Source organism: Streptomyces virginiae (assembly GCF_040638905.1).
Lineage (GTDB): Bacteria > Actinomycetota > Actinomycetes > Streptomycetales > Streptomycetaceae > Streptomyces > Streptomyces virginiae_B.
Window position 1 is genome coordinate 39,348 of record NZ_JBEZYV010000023.1, and the last position, 24,486, is coordinate 63,833.

Genomic DNA, 24,486 nt, shown 5'->3' on the forward strand with positions numbered 1-24,486 from the left:
CGGCGCCCCGCGGGGCGCGCGCTGAATGCTGGCAGCCGCATAGGCCCCGGGCAAGAACGGCCCTGCCCCTCCCCACCGACTTCCGGCCGCCTCGGGCAAGCCTCTGACCTGCACGATCACCGAGGAGGGGTGGAGCGGTGGGGACGCAACGCGTCCGGAAACTACCCGGGCAGGGGCGGGAGGGGTGCCTCGTACAGCCAGGCCGAGTACAGGTCGTCCAGCGGATCGGCCGCGTAGCGTGCGGCGTGGGTGGTGAAGGCGGCGGTGCTCACCACACCGTGACGGTGCACGGTGGCCCAGTCGCGCAGCATGCGGAAGAAGGCCTCGTCACCGAGGGCGCGGCGGATCGCGTGGACGGCGAGGCCGCCGCGCTGGTACAGGCGGTCGTCGAACATCAGCTTCCGGCCGGGGTCGACCAGCCGCAGGTCCTGCGGCAGGGCGGTCAGCGACCGGTGCGCGGCGGCCGCCTGCTCGTGTGCGGTGCGGCCGCCGGAGCGCTCCGACCAGAGCCATTCGGCGTACTTCGCGAAGCCCTCGTTGAGCCAGATGTGGCGCCAGTCGGTGATCGTCACGCTGTTGCCGAACCACTGGTGCGCGAGTTCGTGGGCGATGAGGCGCTCCGATCCGCGTACGCCGTCCACGTGGTTGGCCCCGAAGAGGGAGAGGCCCTGCGCCTCCACCGGCACGTCCAGTTCCTCGTCGGCGACGACCACCGCGTATTCGCCGAAGGGGTAGGGGCCGAAGAGTTCCTCGAAGAGCTGCATCATGGCGGGCTGCCGGGCGAAGTCCCGGGCGAACCGCGGGAGCAGGTGGGCGGGCACGTGGGCGCTCTGTGCCACGCCGCCGAGCCCGGGGTCGCCGAGGAGCACCGTCTGGTACATGCCGATGGACAGGCCGACCAGATAGCTGGAGGTCGGCGCGGGCTGCTCGTACACCCAGGTGGTGGTGCTGGCCCTGGTGGTCCGGGTGAGCAGCCGGCCGCCGGCCACGACCGTGTAGGCGGACGGCGTGTTGACGGAGATCTGGTACGAGGCCTTGTCGGCGGGGCGGTCGTTGCACGGGTACCAGGAGGGGGCGCCGACCGGCTGGCTGGCCACGAGGGCGCCGTCGGTCAGCTCCTCCCAGCCGAGGCCGCCCCAGGGGCTGCGCACCGGCTTGGGGTTGCCCGACCACTGCACGTCGACGGTGAAGGCGGCTCCGGCCGGCAGCGGCTTGGCCGGCCGGATGCGGAGCCTGCCGCCGCGGTGGGTGTACTGCGGCGCCCGCCCGTCGACCAGGACTCGGCCTATCTTGAAATCGGCCAGGTTCAGGTGGAACTCGGTGAGCGGCGCCCGGCCGGCGATCGCGCTGAGGCGGCCCGTTCCGGCCAGCCGGTTGGGGGCGGGACGGTAGTCCAGGGCGAGCTCGTACCGGTGCACGCGGTATCGGGCGTCCCCGTTGGCCGGAAAGTACGGGTCCGATACCGCTGTGGTCTGGCCGCTCACTGCCGCTTCCGCTCCCTGCGCCGTGCTCGTACGCCGTGCTGGTGTGCCCCTGTCGTGCCCGCTGCCGCTCCCGTCCCGGCCGGCGCCACCGCCCCTCAGGACCGCCACGCCTCGATCGGGTTGCCCAGCCAGCGGGTGTCGGCGGGGACGGACTCCCCGGCCATCACGAGGGAGGCGGGGCCCAGGGTGCTGCGCGCCCCGACCGTGCTGCCGGGCAGGACGATGCCGCCCGGGCCCAGGGTGGCACCCTCGCGGAGGATCACAGTATCCGTCCTCAAGATCCGGTCGTGGAAGAGGTGGGTCTGCAGCACACAGCCGCGGTTCACGCTGACCCCGTCGCCCAAGGTGACCAGGTCGGTCTCGGGCAGCCAGTAGCTTTCGCACCACACGCCGCGGCCGATCCGGGCGCCGAGCCCGCGCAGCCACAAGGCCATCAGCGGCGTCCCGGGCACCGATCCGGCCAGCCAGGGCACGGCCAGTACCTCGACGAAGGTGTCGGCGAGTTCGTTGCGCCAGACGAAGCCGCTCCACAGCGGGTGCTCGCTCGGCCGGTGTCGGCCCACCAGCAGCCACTTCGCGGTGCCCGCCACACAGCAGGCGGCCGTTCCGGCGGCCAGCAGGACGGTTCCGGACAGCAGTGCCGCGCCCCAGATGCCCAGGCCGCTCCGCGCGGTCAGCGCGCACAGGGCCGCCACGGCCAGCACGGCCAGCGCCGCCGAGCAGAACACGGGCAGGAGCCGGCAGAGCTCCACCAGGCCGCGGGCCCACAGCAGGTGTGCGGGCGGGTCGTAGGTCCGGCTGTGGTCGGCGGCGGCGGCCGACCGAGGCAGTTTGACCGGGGGCAGGCCCAGGTACGAGCTGCCCTTCTTGGCCTTCTTCGGGGCGGCGGACAGCACGCCGATCAGCCCGTCGTCCGGCACGGTGCGGCCGGGAGCGGCCATGCCCGAGTTGCCGAGGAAGGCCCGGCGGCCGATCGCGGAGTGTCCGATCCGCACCCAGCCGCCGCCCAGTTCGAAGGGGGCGGTGAGGGTGTCGTCGGCGAGGAACGCGCCTTCGCCCACCGTGGTGAGGCTCGGCAGCGCCAGTACGGTGGACACCTCGGCCCCGCGGCCGATCTTCATGCCGAGCAGGCGCAGCCAGACCGGTGTGATCAGACCGGCGTAGAGCGGGAAGAGGGTCTCCCTGGCCAGGTCCATGAGCTGGGTGACCGTCCAGGCCTGCCAGCCGATCCGGCTGTGCGTCGGATGGTTCCCGGCGCGCAGGCCGAGGCTCAGCAGCCGTACGCCGACCAGCAGCAGCAGCGCGTAGGCGAGGCCGAAGGCGAGCGCCGCGGGCACCACGGCGACCAGGGCCCCGCGCAGGGCCTCGACGAGCCCGGCGTCCGCGGGCACGAAGCGGCTCAGCACGAGCAGGGCGGGCACGGTGGCGAGGACGGGCAGCACGGTGAGGCAGAAACCGGTGGTCCCGTACATGGCGCGCCAGTGGACCGCGCGCGGCGGGCGTTCGTCGGGCCAGTTCCGTTTGGCCTTGCCGAGTTTGACGGCGGGCGCGCCGGCCCAGCGCTGGCCGGTCGGGACGGTCCCGACCACGGCGGAGCCGGGGGCGACCTCGGCCCGCTTGCCGATCCGCGCCCCGGGGAAGAGCACGCTGCGGGTGCCGACCACCGCTCCCGCGCCGATCCTCATGGGACCGATCTCGAGCTGGTCCCCGTCCAGCCAGTGCCCGGAGAGGTCGACCTCGGCCTCGACGGCGCAGCCGCGGCCGAGCTTGAGCATGCCGGTGACGGGGGGCAGGGCGTACAGGTCGACCTCGGGACCGACCTTGGCTCCCAGGGCCCGGGCGTAGCGTTCCAGCCAGGATCCGGTCAGGGAGGTCGCGCCCGCGCATTCGGCCAGCCGCTCGGCGGTCCACAGCCGGAGGTGCACGCTGCCGCCGCGCGGGTGCCGTCCGGCCTCGACCCCGCGCAGGAGCAGGCGGGCGCCGCCGGCGGCGATGGCGAGGCGCCCCGGGGGGCTGAAGAGCAGGACGGCGCCGGCGGCCACGAGCCACCAGGAGGCCGACGGCACCCATGGGTAGGGGCCGAACCAGTGCAGTACGTTGCCGAGCGCCAGCAGCGCGACCGTCCAGCGCAGGCCGAGCACGGTGAGGAGCGGCAGCAGCAGGAGGGACTGGACGGCTTGGGAGCGGAAGGGCACCGGTGCGACGGGGCGGGCCGCGCCCGCGTCCGGTACGGACTTCCCCAGGCGGCGGGCCAGCTTGCGCAGGGTGGGCTGCTGGTAGATGTCGAGCACGGCCGCGCTCGGGTAGCGGGTGCGCAGCCGGGTGGTGAGCTGGGCGGCGGCGATGCTGTTGCCGCCGATCGCGAAGAAGTCGTCGGACGCGCTGGTGACGGCCGCGCCGAGGACCTCCCGCCACTGCTCGGCGAGCCAGGCCTCGGTGCCGTGGAGCTCTTCGGCGGGGCGGGCGGTCTCCTGGTCGGGCAGCGGCCAGGGCAGTGCGTCGCGGTCCACCTTGCCGGAGGTGCGGGTGGGCAGTTCGGTGACGGGCGCGAGGAGCGGTACGAGGGCAGCGGGCAGCTCGGCGCGCAGGCGTTCGACGGCCGCGGCACGGTCCCAGCCGTCCTGGGTGACGAGGTAGCCGACGAGCAGCTGGTTGCCGCTGCGCGCGGTGCGGACGGCGGCCGCGGCGCCCGCCACGTTCGGCAGGGCCTGGAGGGCGGCGTCGACCTCGCCCAGTTCGATGCGGCGGCCTCCGAGTTTGATCTGCTCGTCGGCGCGGCCGAGGAAGACGAGCCCTTCCGGTTCCGCGCGGACGAGGTCGCCGCTGCGGTAGGCGCGCTGCCAGCCGAGGGAGGTGAGGGGGGCGTACTTCTCGGCGTCCTTGTCGGGGTCGAGGTAGCGGGCCAGGCCGACGCCGCCGATGACGAGTTCGCCGCTGCCGCCCATCGGGACCGGGTCGCCGGCTCCGTCGACGACGGCGAGTTCCCAGCCGTTCAGCGGGAGGCCGATGCGGACGGGTTCCCCGCCGGTCAGGAGTGCGGCACAGGCGACGACGGTGGCTTCGGTGGGGCCGTAGGTGTTCCAGACCTCGCGGCCCTCGGTGACCAGCCGCTGGGTCAGTTCGGGCGGGCAGGCCTCGCCGCCGAAGATGAGCAGTCGGACCTCGCCGAGGGCCTCGCTCTCCCAGAGGGCGGCCAGGGTGGGGACCGTGGAGACCACGGTGATCTCCTGTTCGACCAGCCAGGGGCCGAGGTCGGCGCCGCTGCGGACCTGGCTGCGCGGGACGGGCACGAGGCAGGCGCCCTGGCGCCAGGCCAGCCACATCTCCTCGCAGGAGGCGTCGAAGGCGACGGACAGGCCGGCCATGACCCGGTCCCCGGGTCCGATCGGCTCCTCGGCGAGGAAGAGTGCGGCTTCGGCGTCGACGAAGGCCGCGGCGCTGCGGTGGGTGACGGCGACGCCCTTGGGCTTTCCGGTGGAGCCGGAGGTGAAGATGATCCACGCGTCGTGGTCGGGGCCGGGGCGGGCGGAGCGGTCGCCGCCGGGGCCGCTGACGCCCGTGGTGCCGGCGGCGCCCGTGATGTCGATGTGCCGTCCGGCGCCCACCACCGCCCGTACTCCGGCCTCGCCGAAGACGAGGTCGGCGCGTTCGTCCGGGTCCTCGGCGTCGACGGGCACGTAGGCGGCTCCCGCGGCGAGGACGGCGAGGATCGCCACGTACAGATCGCCGGTGCCGGAGGGGACGCGTACGCCGACGCGGTCGCCGGCACCGATCCCGGCGGCGGCGAGGGCGCGGCGGCCGCGTTCGACCTCGGCGGCCAGGGCGCGGTAGGTGAGGCGGGTGGCGCCGTCGTCGAGGGCGGGTTCGTCGGGGTACGCCCGTACGGTGGCTTCGAGGATGTCGACGAGCGTGCGGGGCGGGGCGGCGGGCCCGGCACGGAATCGGGCGGCCTTGGCGGTTTCCTCGTGCGTTCCCGTTGCTCCGTCCGTGGCGTCGTAGGTGCCGCGGTCGTCGAGGAGGGCGAGTTCAGTGCGTTCTGGTGTGGCTGGCATCGGCCCTCGCGTGTCGTTCCGGCAGTTGGTCCGCTCCCTCGGCTGAGACCTGACTCACCCCTTTTGTCCCGGTCTGTTGCCGAACAACCCCCCAGCCTAGTGCGCGGTCAAGGATTTTCTCGTTGAAGCCTCGGGTCTGGCCGGTTGGCGACGGTCTCCTGTCCGGCCGGGATCGGTGGCTTTCGGTTCCTGATCCGGTTCCCGCGTCATTTCTCGACCGTGTAGCGGATCCGCGCCCACAGGGGCAAGGCGAACCAGCACAGGAGGTACCAGACCAGCACGCCGGTCACCAGCCAGGGCACGAGGGCGTCGTGGGCGGCCACCCGCAGGACGAGGAACAGCGCCGCCGTGCACGTGGCCAGCAACAGGACGAGGCCGGCGAAGGTGAGGCGCGAGGCCCAGGCCACGGCCTCGGGCTTGATCTGCCGGCCGGAGACGATGCGGTGGAAGGCCACGGGCCCGATGAGCGCGCCGGTCGCGAGGGAGCCGAGGACGATGGTGACGACGTAGATGGTCTGGTCCGTCTGGGGGAGCTCGTGGAAGAGGGGCGTGAAGACCACGGTCAGGAGGAAGCCGAAGAGGATCTGCACGCCCGTCTGGGCGACTCTTATCTCCTGGATCAGCTCCTGCCACTGCCGGTCGGCGCGCTCCTGCTTGCTCTCGTCCCGTCCCTCGGTGGTGCCGGTCATTCCCTCTCCTTGGTTTCGTGTGGGGTTTCGTGTGGCCCGGGGCGCCGCCGCCCCGGCTCACCGGCCGGAGTGCTACTTCCCACTTTTGCCGGACCCGTCGGCGAAGGGGCTGTCGTCGAGGCGGGCCAGCAGGTCGGCCGGGTGCCGGTAGACGGCACGCGCCCCGGCCTCCTCCAGGTCCCGCCGGGGGATCCCGCCGCTGAGCAGCCCCAGGCAGACGACATCGGCCCGCGTCGCGGCCTTCATGTCCCAGACGGTGTCGCCCACGAACACGGCGTCGCGCGCGGCCGCCCCGGCGAGTTCGAGGGCATGGCGTACCGGATCCGGGGCCGGCTTGCCCTCGCTGACGTCGTCGGAGCTGGCGGTGGCGGTGATGGCGTCGTCGGCGCCGATAGCTCTCCTCAGCGCGGTGAGCTCGGCCTCGCTCGCGGACGTGACCAGGACGACCCGCCAGCCCCGGCGGTCGAGTTCGCGCAGCAGGTCGGCGGCACGGTCGAGACCGGGCAGCCGGTCGAACCAGGTGGCGTACAGCGTGTCGTGCGCCGCGGTGAGCCGCTCGTCCCCGCTGGTGTCGCGGTCGTCCCCCAGCAGGTGGACGAGGAGGTCCTCGCCCGGAAGGCCGATGGCGCGGTGGATGTCGTGCATCGCCACGTCGTGGCCCGCCTGGCGGAAAGCCTCCCACCAGCACGTGACGTGCAGGTGGTTGGTGTCGGCGAGGGTCCCGTCGACATCGAACAGAGCGGCGCGGTTCATCTTCCGCCTCCCTACGGATCGTTGGCCGGGGCCGTGCGGGAACGCCGGTGCCCCCGCCTCGTACGGCGCCTACCCCCGGCTCTCCCGGCCACTCGCCCGGCCCCGCACGGGGGTTTCGGCGGCGCCGGACGGGTAAGGTGCCTGCCGTCAGCGCGGATCCCCGGCCCGTCTACCGGATCGAACGAGCGAGGTCCTCCGTGAACAACCCTCCGGCCGACACCTCCGGCGGGGCTCCTCCCCCGGAGGAGGCCCTGAGCCCGCCCACCATGACCGACGGCCAGCTCCCCGAGGACCACACCCAGGCGATCCTGCAGGTCACCAAACGTGTCGCGGCGCTGCTGAAGCAGTCGGGGCAGCCGTTCGCGCTCGCCGGCAGCGTGGCCGCGTTCGCCCACGGCGTCCCGGCCCGGTTCCAGCACGACACGGACTTCTGCATGCGGCGCGAGGACGCCGACGCGGCGATCAAGGCCCTGGAGGCCGGCGGCATCGAAATGCGCCGGGCCGCGGAGGACTGGCTGGTCAAGGGCCGTACGGGAGGGGAGGAGATCGACCTGATCTTCGAGCTCGCCCGGCGGCCTGTCAGCACGGAGCTGCTGGAGCGGGCGCCGGTGAAGTCGGTGGACTCGGTGTGGATGCCGGTCCTCGCCCCCACCGACCTGATGGACAGCCTGCTCGCCGCCCTGTCCGAGCACTACTGCGACTTCGGAGACCTGCTGCCGATGGCCCGGATGCTGCGCGAGCAGATCGACTGGGGCCGGCTGGACCGCGTACACCGGGACTCCCCGCTCCCCGACGCCTTCCTGTACCTCCTCGACCGGCTCCGGGTCATCGACCGGGGGAAGGGGACCTCATGACTTCCGTCGAGAACCTCGACTACCGCGTGGGACACCTGCGCGACCGCCTGGCGCGCGAGGACATCGCCGAGCTGGGCGTACGCGTGGAGGCGCGCGGCGCGTGGGTGATGGTCTGGGGCGTCGTCACCGACGCCGCCTCCAGGGCGGCCGTGCTGCGGATCGCCGCGGAGGAACTGGAGGGCGTGCCCTGGCACGAGGACCTGACCGTGCACCGGGTCGGGCCGCCCGGGCCGGCGGAGGTGCTGTCGTGATCCGCATCGCCGCCGTCGGGGACATCCACCTCGGACCGGACAGCGCCGGCTCCCTGCGGCCTGCCTTCGACACCCTCGGTGACTGCGCCGACCTGCTGCTGCTGGCCGGTGACCTCACCCGGCACGGCACCCGCGAGGAGGCCCGCGTGGTGGCCGCCGAGGTCGGCGGCCTGCCCGTGCCCGTGGTCGCCGTCCTCGGCAATCACGACTACCAGAGCGACCAGCCGGACCTCGTGGCCCGTGAGCTGGCCGAGGGAGGCGTCCACGTCCTGGAGGGTGACTGCGCCACCTTCGACATCCGGGGCGTCACCGTGGGGATCGCCGGGACGAAGGGATTCGGCGGGGGTTTCGCGGGCCGCAGCGCCACAGAGTTCGGGGAACCGGAGATGAAGGCCTTCATCCGGTACTCCCGGGCGTGCGCGGACGGGCTCGGCCGCACGCTGCGCGAGCTGGACGCCCGGGGCAGCGGACTCCGTGTGGCCCTCACCCACTTCTCGCCCGTGCCGGACACCCTGGCGGGCGAACCGCTGGAGATCTACCCCTTCCTCGGCAGCTACCTGCTGGCGGAGGCCATCGACGGCGCCGGGGCGGACCTCGCGGTCCACGGGCACGCCCACCTCGGCACGGAACACGGGATGACCAGCGGCGGGGTGCGGGTACGCAACGTCGCCATGCCCGTCATCGACCGCGCCTTCGCCGTGTACCACCTCTCCCCGTCGCCCGGCTGAGGGGCGCCGGAAGGGTCAGCGCGCGACGATCGGGTATATAACCGAACGGGAAACCCACGACGGCCCCGCTGCGCCTCGCGCAGCCCCCCGACCCGTCGGAGGAAACTGATGACCCCCCTGCCCCGCAGCACCGCGGACCGCGTCCATACCGGGCTCCCGGCGGACACCATCGAGATTCCCGAGAACCCCCTGGCCGTCAGTACGGACGACGCCCGGAGCATGTCCGTAGCGCTCTTCCACCGTCTGCGCTCCCTGGCCGAGGGCACTCCTGAGTACTCCTACGTCCGCAACACGCTGGTGGAGCTGAACCTCAGCCTGGTGAAGTACGCCGCCCGGCGCTTCCGCAACCGCAGCGAACCCTTCGAGGACATCGTCCAGGTCGGCACGATCGGCCTGATCAAGGCCATCAACCGGTACGACGTCGAGCGCGGGGTGGAGTTCGCCACCTTCGCCGTACCGACGATCACGGGCGAGATGAAGCGCTTCTTCCGGGACACCAGCTGGTCGGTGAAGGTACCGCGGCGTCTCCAGGAGCTGCGCCTGGACATGGCGAAGTCCTGTGACGCGATGGAACAGGACCTGGGCCGCCGGCCGACCGACCACGAGCTCGCGGAACACCTCGGCGTCAGTGACGACACCCTGGCCGAAGGCCGGCAGGCCGCCAACTGCTACGTCGCCGAGTCCCTCAGCACCTCCGTCGGCCAGGACTCCGACGGCGGCTCCCTGCCGCGTTCCCTGGGCTCGGAGGAGGAGGCGTACCAGCGCATAGAGGACCTGGAGACCCTCAAGCCCCTTCTCACCGCGCTCGGTGAGCGCGACCGGCTGGTCCTCCAGCTGCGCTTCGGCGACGAGCTCACCCAGTCGCAGATCGGCGAGCGCCTCGGCATCTCGCAGATGCACGTGTCCAGGCTCCTCAGCCGGATCATGGCGAAGCTGCGCGCGGGAATGCTGGAGGACGCCGAGGACGGCGAGGAGCGGGCGCACCCGCCGGAGGACGACGGCGTGCACTGAGGCCGGCGCGGAGGCCGCCGCGCGGCGCGCGCCCCCCGCCGGCCACTGGGCGCGTCAGGAAACGGGCTGCGGTCCCCAGAGGTCCGGGGACCGCAGTGGCGAGTCGATCTCCGCCCACACGCACTTTCCGTCCGCGAGGGGCAGCGTGCCCCAGCGCCGGGCGATCCGCTCCACGATGAGCAGGCCGTAACCTCCCGGGCGGGCCGGATCCGGACGTGAGCGGCGCGGGGTGGGGGCGGCGGGGTTGCCGTCGGTGACCTCGACGCGCAGCCGGTCGTCCGTGCACTCCAGCAGCAGCGCGTGCGGCCCGCCCGCGTGCAGGCAGGCGTTGGCGACCACCTCGGACACCAGCAGCAGGACGTCCTCCGCGTCGTCGCGGGCGCTCGGCATCCACTTCCAGTCGATCAGGGCGGCACGGGTGAAGTCACGGCAACGGGTGACGACGTCCGTCATGCCCGTCAGCAGGAGGCTCCGCCTCCGGTCGAGTGGCCGTGGCTCCATGGCGCGCTCCTCCCTCACGCGTGCCGCGGCTCGGCCAACGCGTGCGCCACGTCGGGGTGTACGGGGAAGATCCCGTCGGCACCGGTGATGCGGAACATCCGGGCGACAGGTGCGCGCAGCCCGGCCAAGGCGATGCTGCCCCCCGCGTCCCGCAGCGAGAGCCGGCTGTGCAGCAGCACGTTCAGACCCGTGGAATCGCAGAACCGCACCCCGGAGAAGTCCACCAGCAGCCTGCGGGCGCCGCCGTCGACGGCCGCGGTGAGTGCCGCGCGCAGGGGTTCGGCCGTGTCGTGGTCCAGCTCCCCGTCCAGGGTGAACACGAGCACGTCGCCCTCGGACCGCACCTCCACGGCGAATCGCTCACCGTCCGCCGGCGGGGCCATCGGGAACCACCTCTTCCCAGTGCGCAGGTACGTGTGGGCCTTCGTCCTGCTGCCCTCCGCGCTCCGCGACCGGTGATCGGCCGCGTCCGCCGAGGTCGTTCCGGCGTCGCTCGCCCGGTTCTGCACGGCGCCTACCCCCGCATGCGGGACGTCAATCCAGGGGTGGCGGCCCCGCGTCAGGCGCAGGCCGGACACAGGCCCCGGTAGGTGATCTCGACCGCGGCGACGGTGAACCCGAAGCGTTCCTCCGTGGGCAGCACGGCCAGCGGGTCGCCGTGCGGGTGGACGTCGCGGATGACGCCGCAGCCGGAGCACACCAGGTGCTGGTGCGGGCGGTGCGCGTTGGGGTCGTAGCGCTTCGCGCGGCCGTCGGTGGTGACCTCGACGACCTCTCCGAGGGCCACGAGCTCGCCCAGGGCGTTGTAGACGGTGGCCCGGGAGATCTCCGGCAGCCGCCGGACCGCGCGGGCGTGCACCTCGTCGGCGGTCAGGTGCACGTGGTCCCCGTCGAGGACCTCTGCGACGACCCGGCGCTGGGACGTAAGCCGCCAGCCGCGCCCTCGCAGCCGCTCCAGCAGGTCACTCATATCGGCTCCCCCAACCAGGATTCCGCGGTCTGCCCTCCGTGCGCCGGCGGGCTTGCGGGATCCGATCGAATATGGGCTTGGTACTCATCTTGACTTGGATTGGGTCCATCGTAGGATCGGTTCCGTTCATAACCAAGAGGTAGGAAGACTCCCGAACGGCGGGAGTACGGGACGGCGATCTGAGCACCGCGATCTCCCTGGTACGGAAGGATTCCCATGTCTGAGAACCACGACGCGATCGTCACGGACGACAAGGCGCAGGGCGGGGGCGGCTGTCCCGTGGCGCACGAGCGGGCCGCGCACCCCACCCAGGGCGGCGGAAACCGCCAGTGGTGGCCCGAACGGCTGAACCTGAAGATCCTGGCCAAGAACCCCGCGGTGGCCAACCCGCTGGGCGAGGAGTTCAACTACGCGGCGGCGTTCCAGGCCCTCGACCTGCCCGCGGTGAAGCAGGACATCGCTGAGGTCCTGACGACCTCCCAGGACTGGTGGCCCGCCGACTTCGGCCACTACGGCCCGTTGATGGTCCGCATGGCGTGGCACAGCGCCGGCACCTACCGGATCAGTGACGGACGCGGCGGCGCCGGTGCGGGCCAGCAGCGCTTCGCGCCCCTCAACAGCTGGCCGGACAACGGCAACCTGGACAAGGCCCGCCGCCTGCTGTGGCCGGTCAAGAAGAAGTACGGCCAGAGCCTGTCGTGGGCCGACCTGATGATTCTCGCCGGCAACGTGGCGCTGGAGCAGATGGGCTTCGAGACCTTCGGCTTCGCGGGCGGCCGCGCCGATGTCTGGGAGCCGGACGAGGACGTGTACTGGGGTCCCGAGACCACCTGGCTCGACGACCAGCGCTACACCGGTGACCGTGAGCTGGAGAACCCCCTCGGCGCCGTCCAGATGGGTCTGATCTACGTCAACCCGGAGGGCCCCAACGGCAACCCGGACCCGATCGCCGCGGCCCGCGACATCCGCGAGACGTTCCGCCGGATGGCGATGAACGACGAGGAGACGGTGGCCCTGATCGCGGGGGGCCACACCTTCGGCAAGACCCACGGCGCCGGCCCGGCGGACCATGTCGGCGACGACCCCGAGGCCGCCCCCATCGAGGCGCAGGGCCTGGGCTGGGCCAACTCCTTCGGCACCGGCAAGGGCGCCGACGCGATCACCAGCGGTCTGGAGGTCACCTGGACCACCACGCCCACCCAGTGGAGCAACGGCTTCTTCAAGAACCTCTTCGAGTACGAGTACGAGCTGACGGCGAGCCCGGCCGGCGCCCACCAGTGGGTGGCGAAGAATGCGGAGGCGATCATCCCCGACGCCCACGACGCGTCGAAGAAGCACCTTCCGACCATGCTCACCACCGACCTGTCGCTGCGCTTCGACCCGGTCTACGAGCAGATCTCGCGCCGGTTCTACGAGAACCCCGCGGAGTTCGCCGATGCCTTCGCCCGCGCCTGGTACAAGCTGACCCACCGTGACATGGGCCCGAAGTCGCTCTACCTCGGCCCCGAGGTCCCGGCGGAGACCCTGCTGTGGCAGGACCCGCTGCCCGCGGCCCAGGGCGAGCCCCTGGACGCCGCCGACACCGCCGCCCTCAAGGACGCGGTGCTCGCCTCCGGCCTCACCGTCTCCCAGCTGGTCTCCACCGCGTGGGCGTCGGCCTCCACCTTCCGCACCAGCGACAAGCGCGGCGGCGCCAACGGCGCGCGCGTACGCCTCCAGCCGCAGGCCGGCTGGGAGGTCAACGAGCCCGACGAGCTGGCGCAGGTCCTGCGGGTCCTGGAGAGCGTCCGGTCGGAGTTCAACTCCGGCGCCAAGCAGGTCTCCCTGGCCGACCTGATCGTCCTCGGCGGCGCCGCCGCCGTGGAGAAGGCCGCCCGGGACGCCGGTCACGACATCGTGGTGCCCTTCACCCCGGGCCGGGTGGACGCCACCGAGGAGCACACGGACGCCGAGTCCTTCGCCGCGCTGGAGCCCACCGCTGACGGCTTCCGCAACTACCTCGGCAAGGGCAACCGCCTGCCCGCCGAGTACCTGCTGCTCGACCGGGCGAACCTGCTGGGCCTGAGCGCGCCCGAGCTGACCGTCCTCGTCGGCGGTCTGCGCGTCCTCGGCGCCAACCACGCCGACACCGCGCACGGCGTATTCACGGACCGCCCGGGCACGCTGACGAACGACTTCTTCGTCAACCTCCTGGACCTGGGCACGACCTGGACGTCGGCGGGCGGGGACGCCAACACCTTCGAGGGCCGTGACACCGCCACCGGCGAGGTCAAGTGGACCGGCACCCGTGCCGACCTGGTCTTCGGCTCCAACTCCGAGCTGCGTGCGCTGGCGGAGGTCTACGCGAGCGACGACGCGAAGGAGAAGTTCGCCCGGGACTTCGTCGCCGCGTGGGACAAGGTGATGAACCTCGACCGGTTCGACCTCGCCTGATGTCGCAGTCGGGGCCGGCCGGGCTGTGCCGGCCGGCCCCGATCGCTCCTAGGAGGCCTGAGCGGACGCTGTCCGCCATGATCGCTTTCCGTCGTGTGCGGTGGCGAGCCTACCGAGCCGGGCCGCCGCGGTTCCGCGCGGCCGCCCGGCCCCGGTCACAGGCGTACGGCGCGCCGGACGCGGCCCAGGTCCACGAACTTGAAGTCGGTGTCGGTACGGGCCTCCCCGTCGGGGCCGGTGCCCGCGGGGGTGTTGGCCCCGTCCTGGACGACGAGGAGGCCGTTGGGGAACCTCCTGCCCAGCGGGGCGCTCGTGACGGCGGCGCCGTCGCACTCCTGCGAGCCGTCGGGCGCTGCTGCCCCGCCGCCCGCGGTGATGCGGAAGCCGCGGACGTAGGCGTCACCGCGCTCGCGGTCGAAGACGGCGAAGGTGTCGTCACCCTGGCTGGAGGCGAGCAGGTAGCCCCCGCGGCGCGGGTGTTCGGGATCGCGCCAGATGGTCAGGCCCTCCACGTCGGCGGTGAGGTGCCGGCCGCCGTAGCCGGGGTCGGCGCCCGCGTCGCATTCCTCGGTCTGCGGGTTCCAGGTGCCGGGCACTCCGAAGGAGCGGACCTTCTCGATCAGCCGGGCGGGCGAACGCAGGTCGGCGTCGAGCTTCCAGATGCCGACGTCCTCCTGGCCCGCGTACAGGTCTCCGGTGTCGGGGTCGATGACCATCCCCTCGACCTGGGGCAGCTCGCCCGGTTCGCCGCAGGGCGTCCAGGTCTTGCCGTCGGGCAGCGGGAAGGCGGCGGGCAGCGAGGTGGTGCGGACGGTGCGGTAGCCGACCTTCCCCTGCGCGGTGGGCAGGAGTTCGGCCAGGGCGAGCGCGGTTTCGTGGCGCCGGCTGGTGACCGCGAACGAGCGGCCGCTGCGGCGGTCGGTGTGGGCGGCCAGGCCGTAGGCGGTCCGCTGGTCGGCGACCTCGTCCGGACCGGTCGAGAAGACGAGCGGGGCCGCGGTCTCGTCCGTGACGTCGACCAGGGGCGCGCCGGTCCGCCGGGCGTCGATCCGGAAGACGCGCAGCTGGTCGCGGCCCCGGTCGGAGACCACGGCCACGTCGTGGGGGCCGTCGGGGAAGCGGAGTCCGGCGATGAGGTCGACGTTGTTGAACCGGCCGGGGGCGTCCCCCTCGCGGGGCGGCGGCGGGGCGGGCAGCGACTGCACCTGGCGCCCGTCCAGGTCGTACACGCGCAGCCCGCCCTCCTTGGCGGTGGCGATGACCAGGCTGCGGTCGGGGTCCTTGACGTTGCGCCAGATCGCGGGGTCGTCCGCGTTGGCGTTGCCGCCGGCCTCGTCGTCGAAGAGGGAGGGCGTCTCGACGGAGGCGGGCACGTGGGGCAGTGAGGGCGGGGCGCCGCCGTCCCCGCCGGCGTGCGCCGGCACGGCGATCACGCCCAGGGCCACGACGGCGGCCACGCCGACGGCCGTCGCCCGCCTTCTCGAGATCGCGGTCATCTTGCCTCCTGGTGAGGGGGTCACGGGGTGGGTCACGGGGTGGGTCACGGGGTCACGGGGGTCACGGGGTGGGGCCGGCCGCGGAGTCGGGTCCCACGGGTGCTCCGCGGACGGGCCGCCCCCACCGTGGGCCCTCCGCGGGTGAGGACCATGGAGCGGACATGACGTGGACATGACCGCGCCGTGAAATCCCGTACCGGCCCGCTTCCTTAGCGGAACGTTAGATCTGCGCGGCGGAGCTTGTCCGGGTCCGACGACGCCCGCATGCTCTGGACACTCCCCCGTCGCCGGGGCCAGTGCCCTCTCTCCCCTCAGGGACTTCCCTCTGGAGCCGCCATGTCCCCGTCCGCCGTCGCGCCCGGATCCCAGCCCGGTCGGACCCCCGCCCCGCCGCCCGGAGACGAGCGCGCGAAGCGCCGTCTGGCACTGGTCGGCGGATCGCTCGGCAATCTCGTCGAGTGGTACGACTGGTTCGTCTACGCCAGCTTCGCCATCTACTTCGCCGACTCCTTCTTCCCCGGCGACAACCCGACCACGCAGCTGATGAACACGGCGGGGATCTTCGCCGTCGGCTTCCTGATGCGCCCCGTGGGCGGCTGGATCCTCGGCCGCGCCGCCGACCGGCACGGACGCAAGAGCGCGCTCACGCTCACCGTCACCATGATGTCCGTCGCCGCGCTGCTCATCGCCGTGGCCCCGACCTACGGCCAGGCCGGCTACTTCGGCGCGCTGGTGCTGCTGCTGGCCCGCCTGCTCCAGGGGATGAGCATCGGAGGCGAGTACGCCGCCAGCGCCACCTACCTGACCGAGGCCTCGGCCCGCAACCGGCGCGGCCTCGGCTCGTCCTTCCAGTACGTCTCGATGACCTGCGGCCAGCTGCTGGGCCTGGGCATCCTGATCACGATGCAGCACACCCTCACCACCGCGCAGTTGGAGAGCTGGGGGTGGCGGATCCCCTTCGTGCTCGGGGCGTTGTTCGCGGTGGTCGTCTTCTGGCTGCGGCGCCGGCTCCAGGAGACCGACGCCTTCAAGGAGGAGGCTGCGTCCGGAGAGGACGCGCACGACGACAGCACGCGCGGCACGCTGCGGGCCCTGTGGCACTACCGGCGGCAGGCCGGCCTCGTCATGGCCCTCACCCTCGGCGGCACCGTGGCCTACTACACCTACACCACCTACCTGACCAAGTACCTGGTCGGCAGCGCGGGCATGCCGAAGACGACGGCCACCCTGGTCAGCTTCACCGCACTGACCCTCTTCGCCGTGCTCCAGCCCTTCGCCGGCATGCTGTCCGACCGGATCGGCCGCCGCCCGCTGCTGATCACCTTCGCGGTGGGATGCACCCTCGGCACGTATCCGATCATGACCGCCCTGGGCTCGGCGTCCTCGTACTGGTCCGCGCTCGGCCTGTCCCTGCTCGCCCTGGTGATCATCACCGGCTACACGTCCATCAACGCGGCGGTCAAGGCCGAACTGTTCCCCACCAGGGTGCGCGCCCTGGGCGTGGCACTGCCGTACGCCATCGCCAACGCGCTCTTCGGCGGCACGGCCGAGTACGTGGCCCTCTGGTTCAAGAACAGTGGTCACGAGACCATGTTCTTCTGGTACGTCTCCGGCTGCGCGCTGATCTCCCTCGTGACCTACGTGCTGATGCCGGACACCCGCGACGCGGCCCTCAGCCGCGCGGAGGCCGGTGCGGACGGCGGGGCGGACGCCGATCGCGCTGCCGGCCGGGGGGATACGGCAGCGGCTCCCGTCGAGCCCGTCCGCTGAGAGGCGGCGGTAGCCTGGGGCGGCGGCCGCGCGGGCCGCACGCCCCGCCGCGAGGAGGCACCCCATGCACGCGCTCCTCGTCGAGGACGACGACAGGATGGCCCGGGCGCTGGGCACCGCCCTCGCCCAGCGCGGGCACACCGTCCGCCGGGTCGCGCGGGCCCAGGACGCGCTGCGCCACACCCGCGAGGCGGAATTCGTGCTGCTCGATCTGGGGCTGCCCGACCTGGACGGGATAGAGCTGCTGCGGCGGCTGCGGACCGTTTGCGGCGTGCCGCTGATCGTGGTGACCGCGCGCTGCGAGGAGCGCGACATCGTGCAGGGGCTGCGGGCGGGCGCCGACGACTACGTCGTCAAGCCGTTCCGGATGGCCGAGCTGATGGCCCGCATCGACACCGTACGGCGTCGTACGGACGCACACGCCGACCGCACCGCTCCGGGTGCGGCGGCGGCCGTGCGCCGAGGGGACGTCGAGGTGGACCCGGCGGGCCGTACGGTCACCGTCGCGGGTGTCGAAGTACGTCTGACGCGGCGGGAGTTCGACGTCCTCGCCTTCCTCGCCGCCCGGCCGGAGGAGGTGCACTCCCGCGAGGAGATCCTGGACCGGATCTGGGGCGACGCATTCCTCGCCGCCTCGCGGTCGCTGGACGTCCACGTGGCGGGCATCCGCGCCAAGACCGGCCGCTCCGGGCTGGTGCGCACCGTCCGCGGGTACGGGTACCAGCTCGGCGGGGAGCGGTGAGGCGCAGGCTCCTCGCCGTGCTGACGGTGCTCATGGGGGTGGCGGCGCTGCTCCTGTGCCTCCCCCTGGCCGAGGGGTACGCGCGCGGGCGGACCGAGCACCTGCTGCTGCAGCGGCGCTCGGAGGCCGTGCGCTTCGCCGATCTAGCCGAGCGGATGCGTACCGAGGCCGACCGGGCCGAACTGGCGGCTGAGATCGGTCGGTACGCCGATCTGTACGGGGCGGGCGTGGCGGTCGTCGACACGGCGGGCGCGACGCTGCTGCGGGCCGGGACCGGCCCCGGCGCGGACGAGACAGGCGCGGACGGGAGAGGGGCGGCGGAGGCCCGCGGCCGCGCCCTCACCGGCCGCTCGACCGACCGGCTGCCGACGTTGCGCCCCTGGGGGCCGGACAGTGTCGTGCTCGCCGAGCCGGTGGGCCGCGACGAGCGGGTCAGCGGGGCGGTCCTGCTGGCGGTCCCCACCGACGCCGCACGCCGGGACGTCACGGTCCGCTGGTCGCTCATCGCCGCCGGGGCGCTCGCCTCCTTCGCGGCGGCCGCCCTGGTCGCCGCGGGGATCGCCCGCTGGCTGATGCGGCCGGTCCTGGATCTGGACCGGGCGGTGGAACGGCTGGCGGCCGGCAGCCTCCAGGCCCGCGCAGGCTCGGACACCGGTCCGCCCGAACTGCGCCGACTGCGGCAGCACTTCAACACCATGGCGGAGGCCGTGGCCGACTCCATCGGCCGCCAGCGCGACTTCGTCGCGGATGCCTCCCACCAGCTGCGCAATCCCCTGGCCACCCTGGTGCTGCAGCTGGAGAACGTCGAACCGCACGTCGCCCCCGGGCCCGGCCTCGCCGAACACGCCCGCGCCCTGGACGAGGCGGAACGCCTGGAGGAGCTCCTCGACGGTCTCCTGGCCCTGGCGCGCGTCGAATCCGGCACGGCCGAACCGACCCGGCAGGACGTGTCACGGGCGGTACGGGACCGGGTGACGGCATGGACCCCGGTCTTCCACGCGGCGGGGCTGGAACTGACGGCCGACGGTGTCCCGGAGGGCCTGTGGGCCCGCGCCCTGCCCGACGCGGCCGGCCGCATCCTGGACGCGCTCCTGGACAACGCGGTCAAGTTCGTGCCGTGCGGCGGCCGGGTCGAGGTAGGCGCCTCGCGCGCGTCGGACGGGAGCACCGCCATCCGGGTCGCGGACGACGGCCCGGGCGTGCCGCAGGAGCAGCTCGGGATGCTGCTGCGGCGCTTCACCCGCGCGCCCGGACACCAGAACGTCCCCGGCAGCGGTCTGGGCCTGGCCATCGCCGACGAGATCGCCCGCATCAGCGGCGGCGCCCTCGACCTCGCCGCCAACACCCCGCACGGCCTGGTCGCCCAAGTCCGCCTCCCGCCTCCGCGAGACACGGCCTAGCCGTAGACCGAGCGGTAGTACGCGGCCGCGCCGGGGTGGAGGGGGACCTGGCCGGTCGAGATGGCGAAGCGGGGCTCCAGGCGGGCGCCCGCCGTCACCTCCCGCAGGAGGTCGCGCCACTGGTCGAAGACGACCCGCAGCAGGCCCCGTACGACGCCCGCGTCCACATCGGTGCGGGCCAGGAGGTAGTTGCCGACGCCGATGGTGCCCACCGGTTCCCGCAGCCCGTAGACCCCGGCGGGCAGGGTCACCGCCGTGTAGACGGGGGCGTAGCGCTCCCGCAGCGGGGCCACGTAGGCGTCCAGCGGGAGGAACCGCAGGGGCAGCTCGCGCGCCAGCGCGGCCAGCGCCGGTGTGGGCACGCCGCCGGACCAGAACAGCGCGTCGACCGTGCCCTCGCGCAGGGCCGTCACCGACGCGGCGAGGCCCAGTGGCCGCTCGTCGGCCGGTCCGGCCGCCCGCAGGACCCGCTGGGCCACCACCCGGACGCCCGATCCCGTGGCACCGGCCGCGACCGGACGTCCGGCCAGGTCCGTCACCGCGCGCACCGGCCCGTCCGCCGGGACGACGAGGTGCGTGTAGTTGACGTAGACGCGGGCCAGTGCCGTCACGGCGGCCGGCCTGGTGAAGGTGTCGCGCCCGAGCACCGCGTCCTCGGCGGTGTCCGCCATGGCCAGGGCCAGCTCCGCGGAGCCCTCGTCGAGGCCGCGCAGGTTGTTCACACTCGCCGCGGTACTCACGGGGACGATCTCCAGCGGCAGACCGCTCGCGCCGACGGCGATCGCCAGGGCCTTCCCGAAGGCGTTGTACGGGCCGCCCTCGGGGCCCGTCGCGAGCCGCAGCCGCCGCACGGGGCCCGTGGCCCCGGAGCATCCGCCGAGCGGCGCCGCGACGGCACCGAGCCCGGCGCCCAGCACGGCGCGGCGCGACGGTCCTTCCACTGCCGGCCTCCGGAGGTCTCGTCGGGGATGACCCGGGCTCACCATGATGCGGCACACGATTCACCCCTGGCATCGAGCCAGTGCACTGTCACCACACCGACGCCTCCTCGACCCGGGGCGGGACGTCTTCCTCGGCCGGCCGGAACCGGCCGGCCGCGTCGGCGCGGCGATCGGGTGAACACGTGAGCGAGTCCCGGTCGCTTGCCCGCCTGCCGCCGAGGCGGCCGGAAGACTGGCGGCGACGGGGGACCTGGTCGAGGAGGGCGGGAGCCGCTGTGGGTGTGGTCATCGGTACGTGGAACGTGGAGAACCTCTGCCGCCCCCTCGCCCCCGGCAGCCCGCCCTCCGGCAGGTGCGCCGCCAAGGACCGGGCCGCGTACGAGGCGAAGCTGGAGGGTCTGGCCGCCACCGTCGGCCACCTCGCGCCCGATCTGCTCGGCGTGCAGGAGGTGGGCGGTCCCGAGGCGCTGGCCGACCTGGTGGAGCGGCTGGACGGCGAGTGGCACACCGCCCTGTCGAAGCACGCCGACCGCCGCGGCATCCGGGTCGGTTTCCTCAGCCGCCGGCCGCTCACCGTCACCGAGGACCGCACCGCCTTCCCGGAGCACCTGCCCCGGGTCCAGGTCGAGGACGACGGGACCACCATCAGGCGGATGGGCCGCGGGGCGCTGGCGGTGCGGTGGAGTCCGGCGGCCGGGCAGAGCGTCGACGTGGTCGTCTGCCACCTGAAGTCGAAGCTGCTGACCTTCCCCGGCAACCGGCACAGCACCGACGACGAGGAACTGCGCGCCCGCTACGCCGCGTACGCCCTGTACCGGCGGGCGGCGGAGGCCGTCACCCTCCGCGCCATGGCCGACCGGCTGCTCCAGGGCGACGGCGCCGCGCACGAGGTGATCGTGATGGGGGACCTCAACGACGCGTTCGAGGCCGCCACCACGCAGATCCTGTACGGGCCGCCCGGCTCCCAGATCGGGACCGGGGGCTTCAGGGACACCGACCTCGGGGACCCGAGACGGCTGTGGAACCTCGCTCCGCACATCCTTGAGAAGGGCGGGTTCTCCCGGATCTTCGAGGGCCAGAAGGAACTCATCGACCACATCCTCGTGAGCCGGGGCGTGTTGGACCGTGTGGAGAAGGTCTTCACAGGACCCGAGCGGCTGCCGACCGTGGAAGAGGCGCGTCCGGCCGCCGCGCACGACAGTCCGTCGGACCACGCACCGGTCCTCACGGAACTCGAGTACTGAGCCCCGGGTCAAGTCCTGATGAACACTCAGGGCACGGAACGGAGCCCAGCCGTCCAAGGAGACGCCCGAGGCGACCGGATCGGACGAGCAGCAGGTCGCCGGTATCGGGCCGCCCGCCCGGGGCGAGGAAAGATGCCCTGGTCAACTGCTCTGTCCGCCAGATGAGTTACTACCCAGAAGACATGGAACGTCGCTCAGAGTTCGGGTACCTTCCATCACGTCGCCGCCACACCCGGGGCACAGGGCCCCACGGGACTTGCGGCGCAAAGGACCCGACCCCTGTTGACGACAGCAACCGAAGTCTTCACAGTCCGTCCGTACACCCCGCACTGCCAGGTGATCAACGACGAAGGTGATCACGCCGTCATCGGCATCTCGCCGGGCAACAGCTACTTCTCGGCCCAGCGGGTCAACGACCTCGCCCAGTGGGGCCTGCGCAACTTCGCGCAGGTCGACCTCATTTACACCGACATGCACGTCGCGGAGATGTACGAGGCCCTCGGATACGGCGAGGACGAAGCACGCCGCAAGGCGGTGAAGAACCTGCGCGGTGTCCGCGCCAAGGTCAACAACGCCGCCGCCGAAGCCGACCCCACCGGCACCCGCCTCCGGGCCCGTCCGATGTCGTCCCTCACCGACATCCCGGCGTACCGGACGCTCCACAACCACCTGAACAACCTGCTCGACATCGACCCGGAGTTCCGCGAGACCTGCAACTCCCTCGTCGACGCGTTCCTTTCCTCGAAGGTGCTGAACGGCAAGGCAGCCACCACCCGTCAGCGCGAGGTCTGCCTGGAATACGTCTGCGCCGAGGCGCCGCTGTTCCTGGACACGCCCGCCATCCTGGGCGTGCCGTCCTCCCTCAACTGCTACCACCAGCTCCTGCCCATGGCGGAACTGCTCTACTCGCGCGGCTCGGGGCTTCGTGCCTCACGCAACCAGGGCCACGCCATCATCACCCCCGCCGAAGGAGACTCCGATGACCGCTGACACCCTCCTCGACTTCCCGTTCTCCGCACGCGGCGACCAACTCCCCGCTGAAGTCGAACAGTTGCGGAACGAACCGGTCAAGCGCGTCCGCACGATAGCCGGCGACGAAGCGTGGCTCGTCTCGTCCTATTCGCTCTGCAAGCAGGTCCTCGAAGACCCGCGGTTCAGTCTGAAGGACACCTCCGCCCCCGGCGTGCCCCGTCAGTACGCCCTGACGATCCCGCCCGAGGTCGTCAACAACATGGGCAACATCACCGGCGCCGGCCTGCGCAAGGCCGTGCTCAAGGCGATCAACCCGAAGACCGACAACCTCACGGGTTGGATGCGCGACCAGGCGAACACCCTCGTCGACGACATCCTGCGCAGCGGTGCGCCGGTCGACCTGCGCGGCGCGTTCACCAACCCGTACGCGGAGAACCTCCACTGCCGCATCCTCGGCATCCCGGAGGCCGACGCCCCGCGCCTGGCCGCCAGCCTGGACATCGCGTTCATGAACTCGGCCTGCCCCGTCACGGGCGCCAAGCTCAACTGGGACCGCGACATGGCCTACATGGTGGAGCGCCTCGACGACCCGGCCACCGTCGGGCTGATGGCCGAACTCGCCGCGCTGCGCGAGGACCCCGACTACGCGCACCTGACGGACGAGATGCTGGCAACCGTCGGCGTCACGCTGTTCGGCGCGGGAGTCATCTCGACCATGGGCTTCCTGACCATGGCGATCGTCTCGCTCCTGCAGAACCCCGACGTGTGGGAGCAGCTGCGCACGTCCCCGGAGAAGATCCCGTCCGCCGTGGACGAGCTCCTGCGGGTCAACCTGTCGATCGCCGACGGCCTGCCGCGGCTCGCGCTGGAGGACGTCACCCTCGGCGACGTCGAGGTCAAGAAGGGCGAGCTGCTGCTCGTCCTGGTCGAGGCCGCCAACACCGACCCGGCCGTCTACACCGACCCGCACGTCTTCGACATCGACCGGGCGAACGCGGGTACGCACCTGTCCTTCGGCGGCGGACCGCACTACTGCCCGGCGACCGCCCTCGGCAAGCGGCACACGGAGATCGCCATCGAGGTACTGCTGGAGAAGATGCCCAACCTGCAGCTGGCCGTGCCGTTCGACCAGCTCGTCTGGCGCACCCGTTTCATGAAGCGTCTGCCGGAGCGGCTCCCCGTCCTCTGGTAGCGGCGCCGGCGCGCGGCGGCGCGCCCGCACGTTGAAGACGGCCCCGGCCGGGGGGAATCCGGCTGGGGCCGTCGCCGTGCGTACGGGGGGCGTACGGGCGGCAGCGTACGGGCGGCTCGGCCGACGGCGGCGGCGGGCTGGGGGCGCTGCGCGCGCCGCCGGCGGGCTCACCCCAGGAACGCCGCGGTGGCCGCCACGAACCGGCCGGCGTCGTCGAGCCAGGGGTAGTGGCCCGCTCCCGGCTGTACGACGAGCGTGGCGTTGGGGAACAGCTCCGCGCACTCGGCGACCGTCCGGGGCGGGCTGTTCAGGTCGAACTCCCCGGCGAGCAGGAGGGCCGGGGCGCGCAGGGCCGCGAGACCGGCGCGGGTGGCCTCCGGGTCGAAGGCGCCCTCGGCTCCGAAGTGGGCGACGGCCGCCGGATTGTCCGGGCGGCCCGCCGCGTGGTGGCGCCGCGCTTCGGCGTCCCAACGGCCGTAGAAGAAGGGGGCGATGGCGTCGCGGTCGCCGCCGGCGCCCTCGATGAGGTCCTCCAGCGCGGCGAACGCCGCCGGGAACCACGGTTCGTGCGCGCGCAGACGGGCGAGTTCCCGCCGGGTGTCCCCCGTGATCACCGTTCCGACGGCGCGGGTGCCGGGTGCGATCAGGGCGAGCCTGCCGACGCGGTCGGGGTGCCGGGCCGCGTACTGCGTCGCGGGGTTGGCCCCGGCCGAGTGGGCGAGCAGATCGATCCGGCCGAGGCCGAGATGCTCGCGCAGGGCCTCGATGTCGTCGACAAGACGGTCGCTGCGGTAGGACGAGGTGTCCCGCGGGACCGCGGAGCGGCCGGTGCCGCGCAGGTCCAGGACGACCAGGCGGCGGTGGGCGGACAGGCCGCCGAGGTCGCCGAGGTAGGCGGAGTCCGCGGGTCCGCCGGGGACGCAGAGGAGCGGCTCGCCGCTGCCGTGGGTGCGGTAGGCGAGGAGGGTTCCGTCAGGTGCGGTGAACGCGGATGTGGGCATGA

Annotated in this window: 22 protein-coding genes; 11 read left to right on the forward strand and 11 right to left on the reverse strand. The window is 72.9% G+C overall.

The window, feature by feature from the left end; translation table 11 throughout:
- Positions 1-161 precede the first annotated feature (161 nt).
- The 4 genes from AB0F82_RS26495 to AB0F82_RS26510 form a co-directional block, all read right to left on the reverse strand.
- Entirely contained in the window at positions 162-1,484 is a 1,323-nt protein-coding gene (locus AB0F82_RS26495; protein ID WP_356813694.1) for a M1 family metallopeptidase, read from the reverse strand.
- A 95-nt stretch (positions 1,485-1,579) separates the two neighbouring features.
- Entirely contained in the window at positions 1,580-5,536 is a 3,957-nt protein-coding gene (locus AB0F82_RS26500; protein WP_362631862.1) for a Pls/PosA family non-ribosomal peptide synthetase, read from the reverse strand.
- Positions 5,537-5,742: 206 nt separating this feature from the next.
- Positions 5,743-6,225: a DUF6328 family protein gene (locus tag AB0F82_RS26505; protein ID WP_362631864.1), complete on the reverse strand. Its 483-nt coding sequence runs from the start codon at positions 6,223-6,225 to the stop codon at positions 5,743-5,745.
- A 72-nt stretch (positions 6,226-6,297) separates the two neighbouring features.
- Positions 6,298-6,978, reverse strand: a complete 681-nt coding sequence (locus AB0F82_RS26510; RefSeq protein WP_362631866.1) for an HAD family hydrolase — start codon at positions 6,976-6,978, stop codon at positions 6,298-6,300.
- A gap of 266 nt (positions 6,979-7,244) precedes the next feature.
- Here AB0F82_RS26510 and AB0F82_RS26515 point away from each other — a divergent pair, with 266 nt between their 5' ends.
- From AB0F82_RS26515 to AB0F82_RS26530, 4 genes are all read left to right on the forward strand, one after another.
- Entirely contained in the window at positions 7,245-7,832 is a 588-nt protein-coding gene (locus tag AB0F82_RS26515) for a nucleotidyltransferase family protein (protein WP_390074706.1), read from the forward strand.
- The gene (locus AB0F82_RS26520) at positions 7,829-8,083 is read left to right on the forward strand and encodes a hypothetical protein (protein WP_356814508.1); all 255 of its coding nucleotides are present in this window, start codon (positions 7,829-7,831) and stop codon (positions 8,081-8,083) included. The genes AB0F82_RS26515 and AB0F82_RS26520 overlap by 4 nt, the downstream gene beginning before the upstream one ends.
- Positions 8,080-8,811, forward strand: coding sequence for a metallophosphoesterase family protein (locus tag AB0F82_RS26525; RefSeq protein WP_362631869.1), 732 nt, complete (start codon positions 8,080-8,082; stop codon positions 8,809-8,811). The genes AB0F82_RS26520 and AB0F82_RS26525 overlap by 4 nt, the downstream gene beginning before the upstream one ends.
- 108 nt (positions 8,812-8,919) lie before the next feature.
- Entirely contained in the window at positions 8,920-9,822 is a 903-nt protein-coding gene (locus AB0F82_RS26530; RefSeq protein ID WP_362631871.1) for a SigB/SigF/SigG family RNA polymerase sigma factor, read from the forward strand.
- A 54-nt stretch (positions 9,823-9,876) separates the two neighbouring features.
- Here AB0F82_RS26530 and AB0F82_RS26535 read toward each other — a convergent pair whose 3' ends face one another.
- From AB0F82_RS26535 to AB0F82_RS26545, 3 genes are all read right to left on the reverse strand, one after another.
- Positions 9,877-10,323: an ATP-binding protein gene (locus AB0F82_RS26535; protein ID WP_356814511.1), complete on the reverse strand. Its 447-nt coding sequence runs from the start codon at positions 10,321-10,323 to the stop codon at positions 9,877-9,879.
- Positions 10,324-10,337: 14 nt separating this feature from the next.
- Entirely contained in the window at positions 10,338-10,706 is a 369-nt protein-coding gene (locus AB0F82_RS26540; protein WP_362631874.1) for an STAS domain-containing protein, read from the reverse strand.
- 176 nt (positions 10,707-10,882) lie between these two features.
- On the reverse strand, positions 10,883-11,293 hold the full coding sequence (locus AB0F82_RS26545) for a Fur family transcriptional regulator (protein ID WP_362631876.1): 411 nt from the start codon (positions 11,291-11,293) through the stop codon (positions 10,883-10,885).
- A gap of 216 nt (positions 11,294-11,509) precedes the next feature.
- On the opposite strand from AB0F82_RS26545, the gene katG reads away from it, so the two are divergent.
- On the forward strand, positions 11,510-13,726 hold the full coding sequence (gene katG / locus AB0F82_RS26550) for a catalase/peroxidase HPI (protein ID WP_362631878.1): 2,217 nt from the start codon (positions 11,510-11,512) through the stop codon (positions 13,724-13,726).
- Between the two features lie 155 nt (positions 13,727-13,881).
- Here katG and AB0F82_RS26555 read toward each other — a convergent pair whose 3' ends face one another.
- A complete protein-coding gene (locus AB0F82_RS26555; protein WP_362631880.1) occupies positions 13,882-15,222 on the reverse strand; it encodes a phytase in 1,341 nt (446 codons plus the stop codon).
- 336 nt (positions 15,223-15,558) lie between these two features.
- Between AB0F82_RS26555 and AB0F82_RS26560 the strand changes: the two genes are divergently transcribed.
- From AB0F82_RS26560 to AB0F82_RS26570, 3 genes are all read left to right on the forward strand, one after another.
- The gene (locus AB0F82_RS26560; RefSeq protein ID WP_390074397.1) at positions 15,559-16,992 is read left to right on the forward strand and encodes an MFS transporter; all 1,434 of its coding nucleotides are present in this window, start codon (positions 15,559-15,561) and stop codon (positions 16,990-16,992) included.
- 64 nt (positions 16,993-17,056) lie between these two features.
- The gene (locus AB0F82_RS26565) at positions 17,057-17,734 is read left to right on the forward strand and encodes a response regulator transcription factor (RefSeq protein ID WP_356814517.1); all 678 of its coding nucleotides are present in this window, start codon (positions 17,057-17,059) and stop codon (positions 17,732-17,734) included.
- Positions 17,731-19,134 (forward strand): sensor histidine kinase, encoded by a 1,404-nt coding sequence (locus tag AB0F82_RS26570; protein ID WP_362631882.1) that lies wholly within the window; start codon positions 17,731-17,733, stop codon positions 19,132-19,134. The genes AB0F82_RS26565 and AB0F82_RS26570 overlap by 4 nt, the downstream gene beginning before the upstream one ends.
- Here the strand turns inward: AB0F82_RS26570 and AB0F82_RS26575 are convergent.
- Positions 19,131-20,075, reverse strand: a complete 945-nt coding sequence (locus AB0F82_RS26575) for a TAXI family TRAP transporter solute-binding subunit (RefSeq protein ID WP_356814519.1) — start codon at positions 20,073-20,075, stop codon at positions 19,131-19,133. The two genes, AB0F82_RS26570 and AB0F82_RS26575, sit on opposite strands and share 4 nt — an antisense overlap.
- An 88-nt stretch (positions 20,076-20,163) precedes the next feature.
- Positions 20,164-20,364, reverse strand: a complete 201-nt coding sequence (locus AB0F82_RS26580) for a hypothetical protein (RefSeq protein ID WP_362631885.1) — start codon at positions 20,362-20,364, stop codon at positions 20,164-20,166.
- On the opposite strand from AB0F82_RS26580, the gene AB0F82_RS26585 reads away from it, so the two are divergent.
- From AB0F82_RS26585 to AB0F82_RS26595, 3 genes are all read left to right on the forward strand, one after another.
- Positions 20,357-21,319, forward strand: a complete 963-nt coding sequence (locus tag AB0F82_RS26585) for an endonuclease/exonuclease/phosphatase family protein (protein ID WP_362631887.1) — start codon at positions 20,357-20,359, stop codon at positions 21,317-21,319. The two genes, AB0F82_RS26580 and AB0F82_RS26585, sit on opposite strands and share 8 nt — an antisense overlap.
- Before the next feature lie 282 nt (positions 21,320-21,601).
- Positions 21,602-22,309, forward strand: coding sequence for a tRNA-dependent cyclodipeptide synthase (locus AB0F82_RS26590; RefSeq protein ID WP_356814521.1), 708 nt, complete (start codon positions 21,602-21,604; stop codon positions 22,307-22,309).
- A complete protein-coding gene (locus AB0F82_RS26595) occupies positions 22,299-23,483 on the forward strand; it encodes a cytochrome P450 (protein WP_356814522.1) in 1,185 nt (394 codons plus the stop codon). Before AB0F82_RS26590 ends, AB0F82_RS26595 begins: the two co-directional genes overlap by 11 nt.
- Positions 23,484-23,650: 167 nt before the next feature.
- Here AB0F82_RS26595 and AB0F82_RS26600 read toward each other — a convergent pair whose 3' ends face one another.
- Positions 23,651-24,484 carry an alpha/beta fold hydrolase gene (locus tag AB0F82_RS26600; RefSeq protein WP_362631889.1) on the reverse strand — a complete coding sequence of 278 codons (834 nt, stop codon included), beginning with the start codon at positions 24,482-24,484 and terminating at the stop codon, positions 23,651-23,653.
- Between the last annotated feature and the right edge of the window lie 2 nt (positions 24,485-24,486).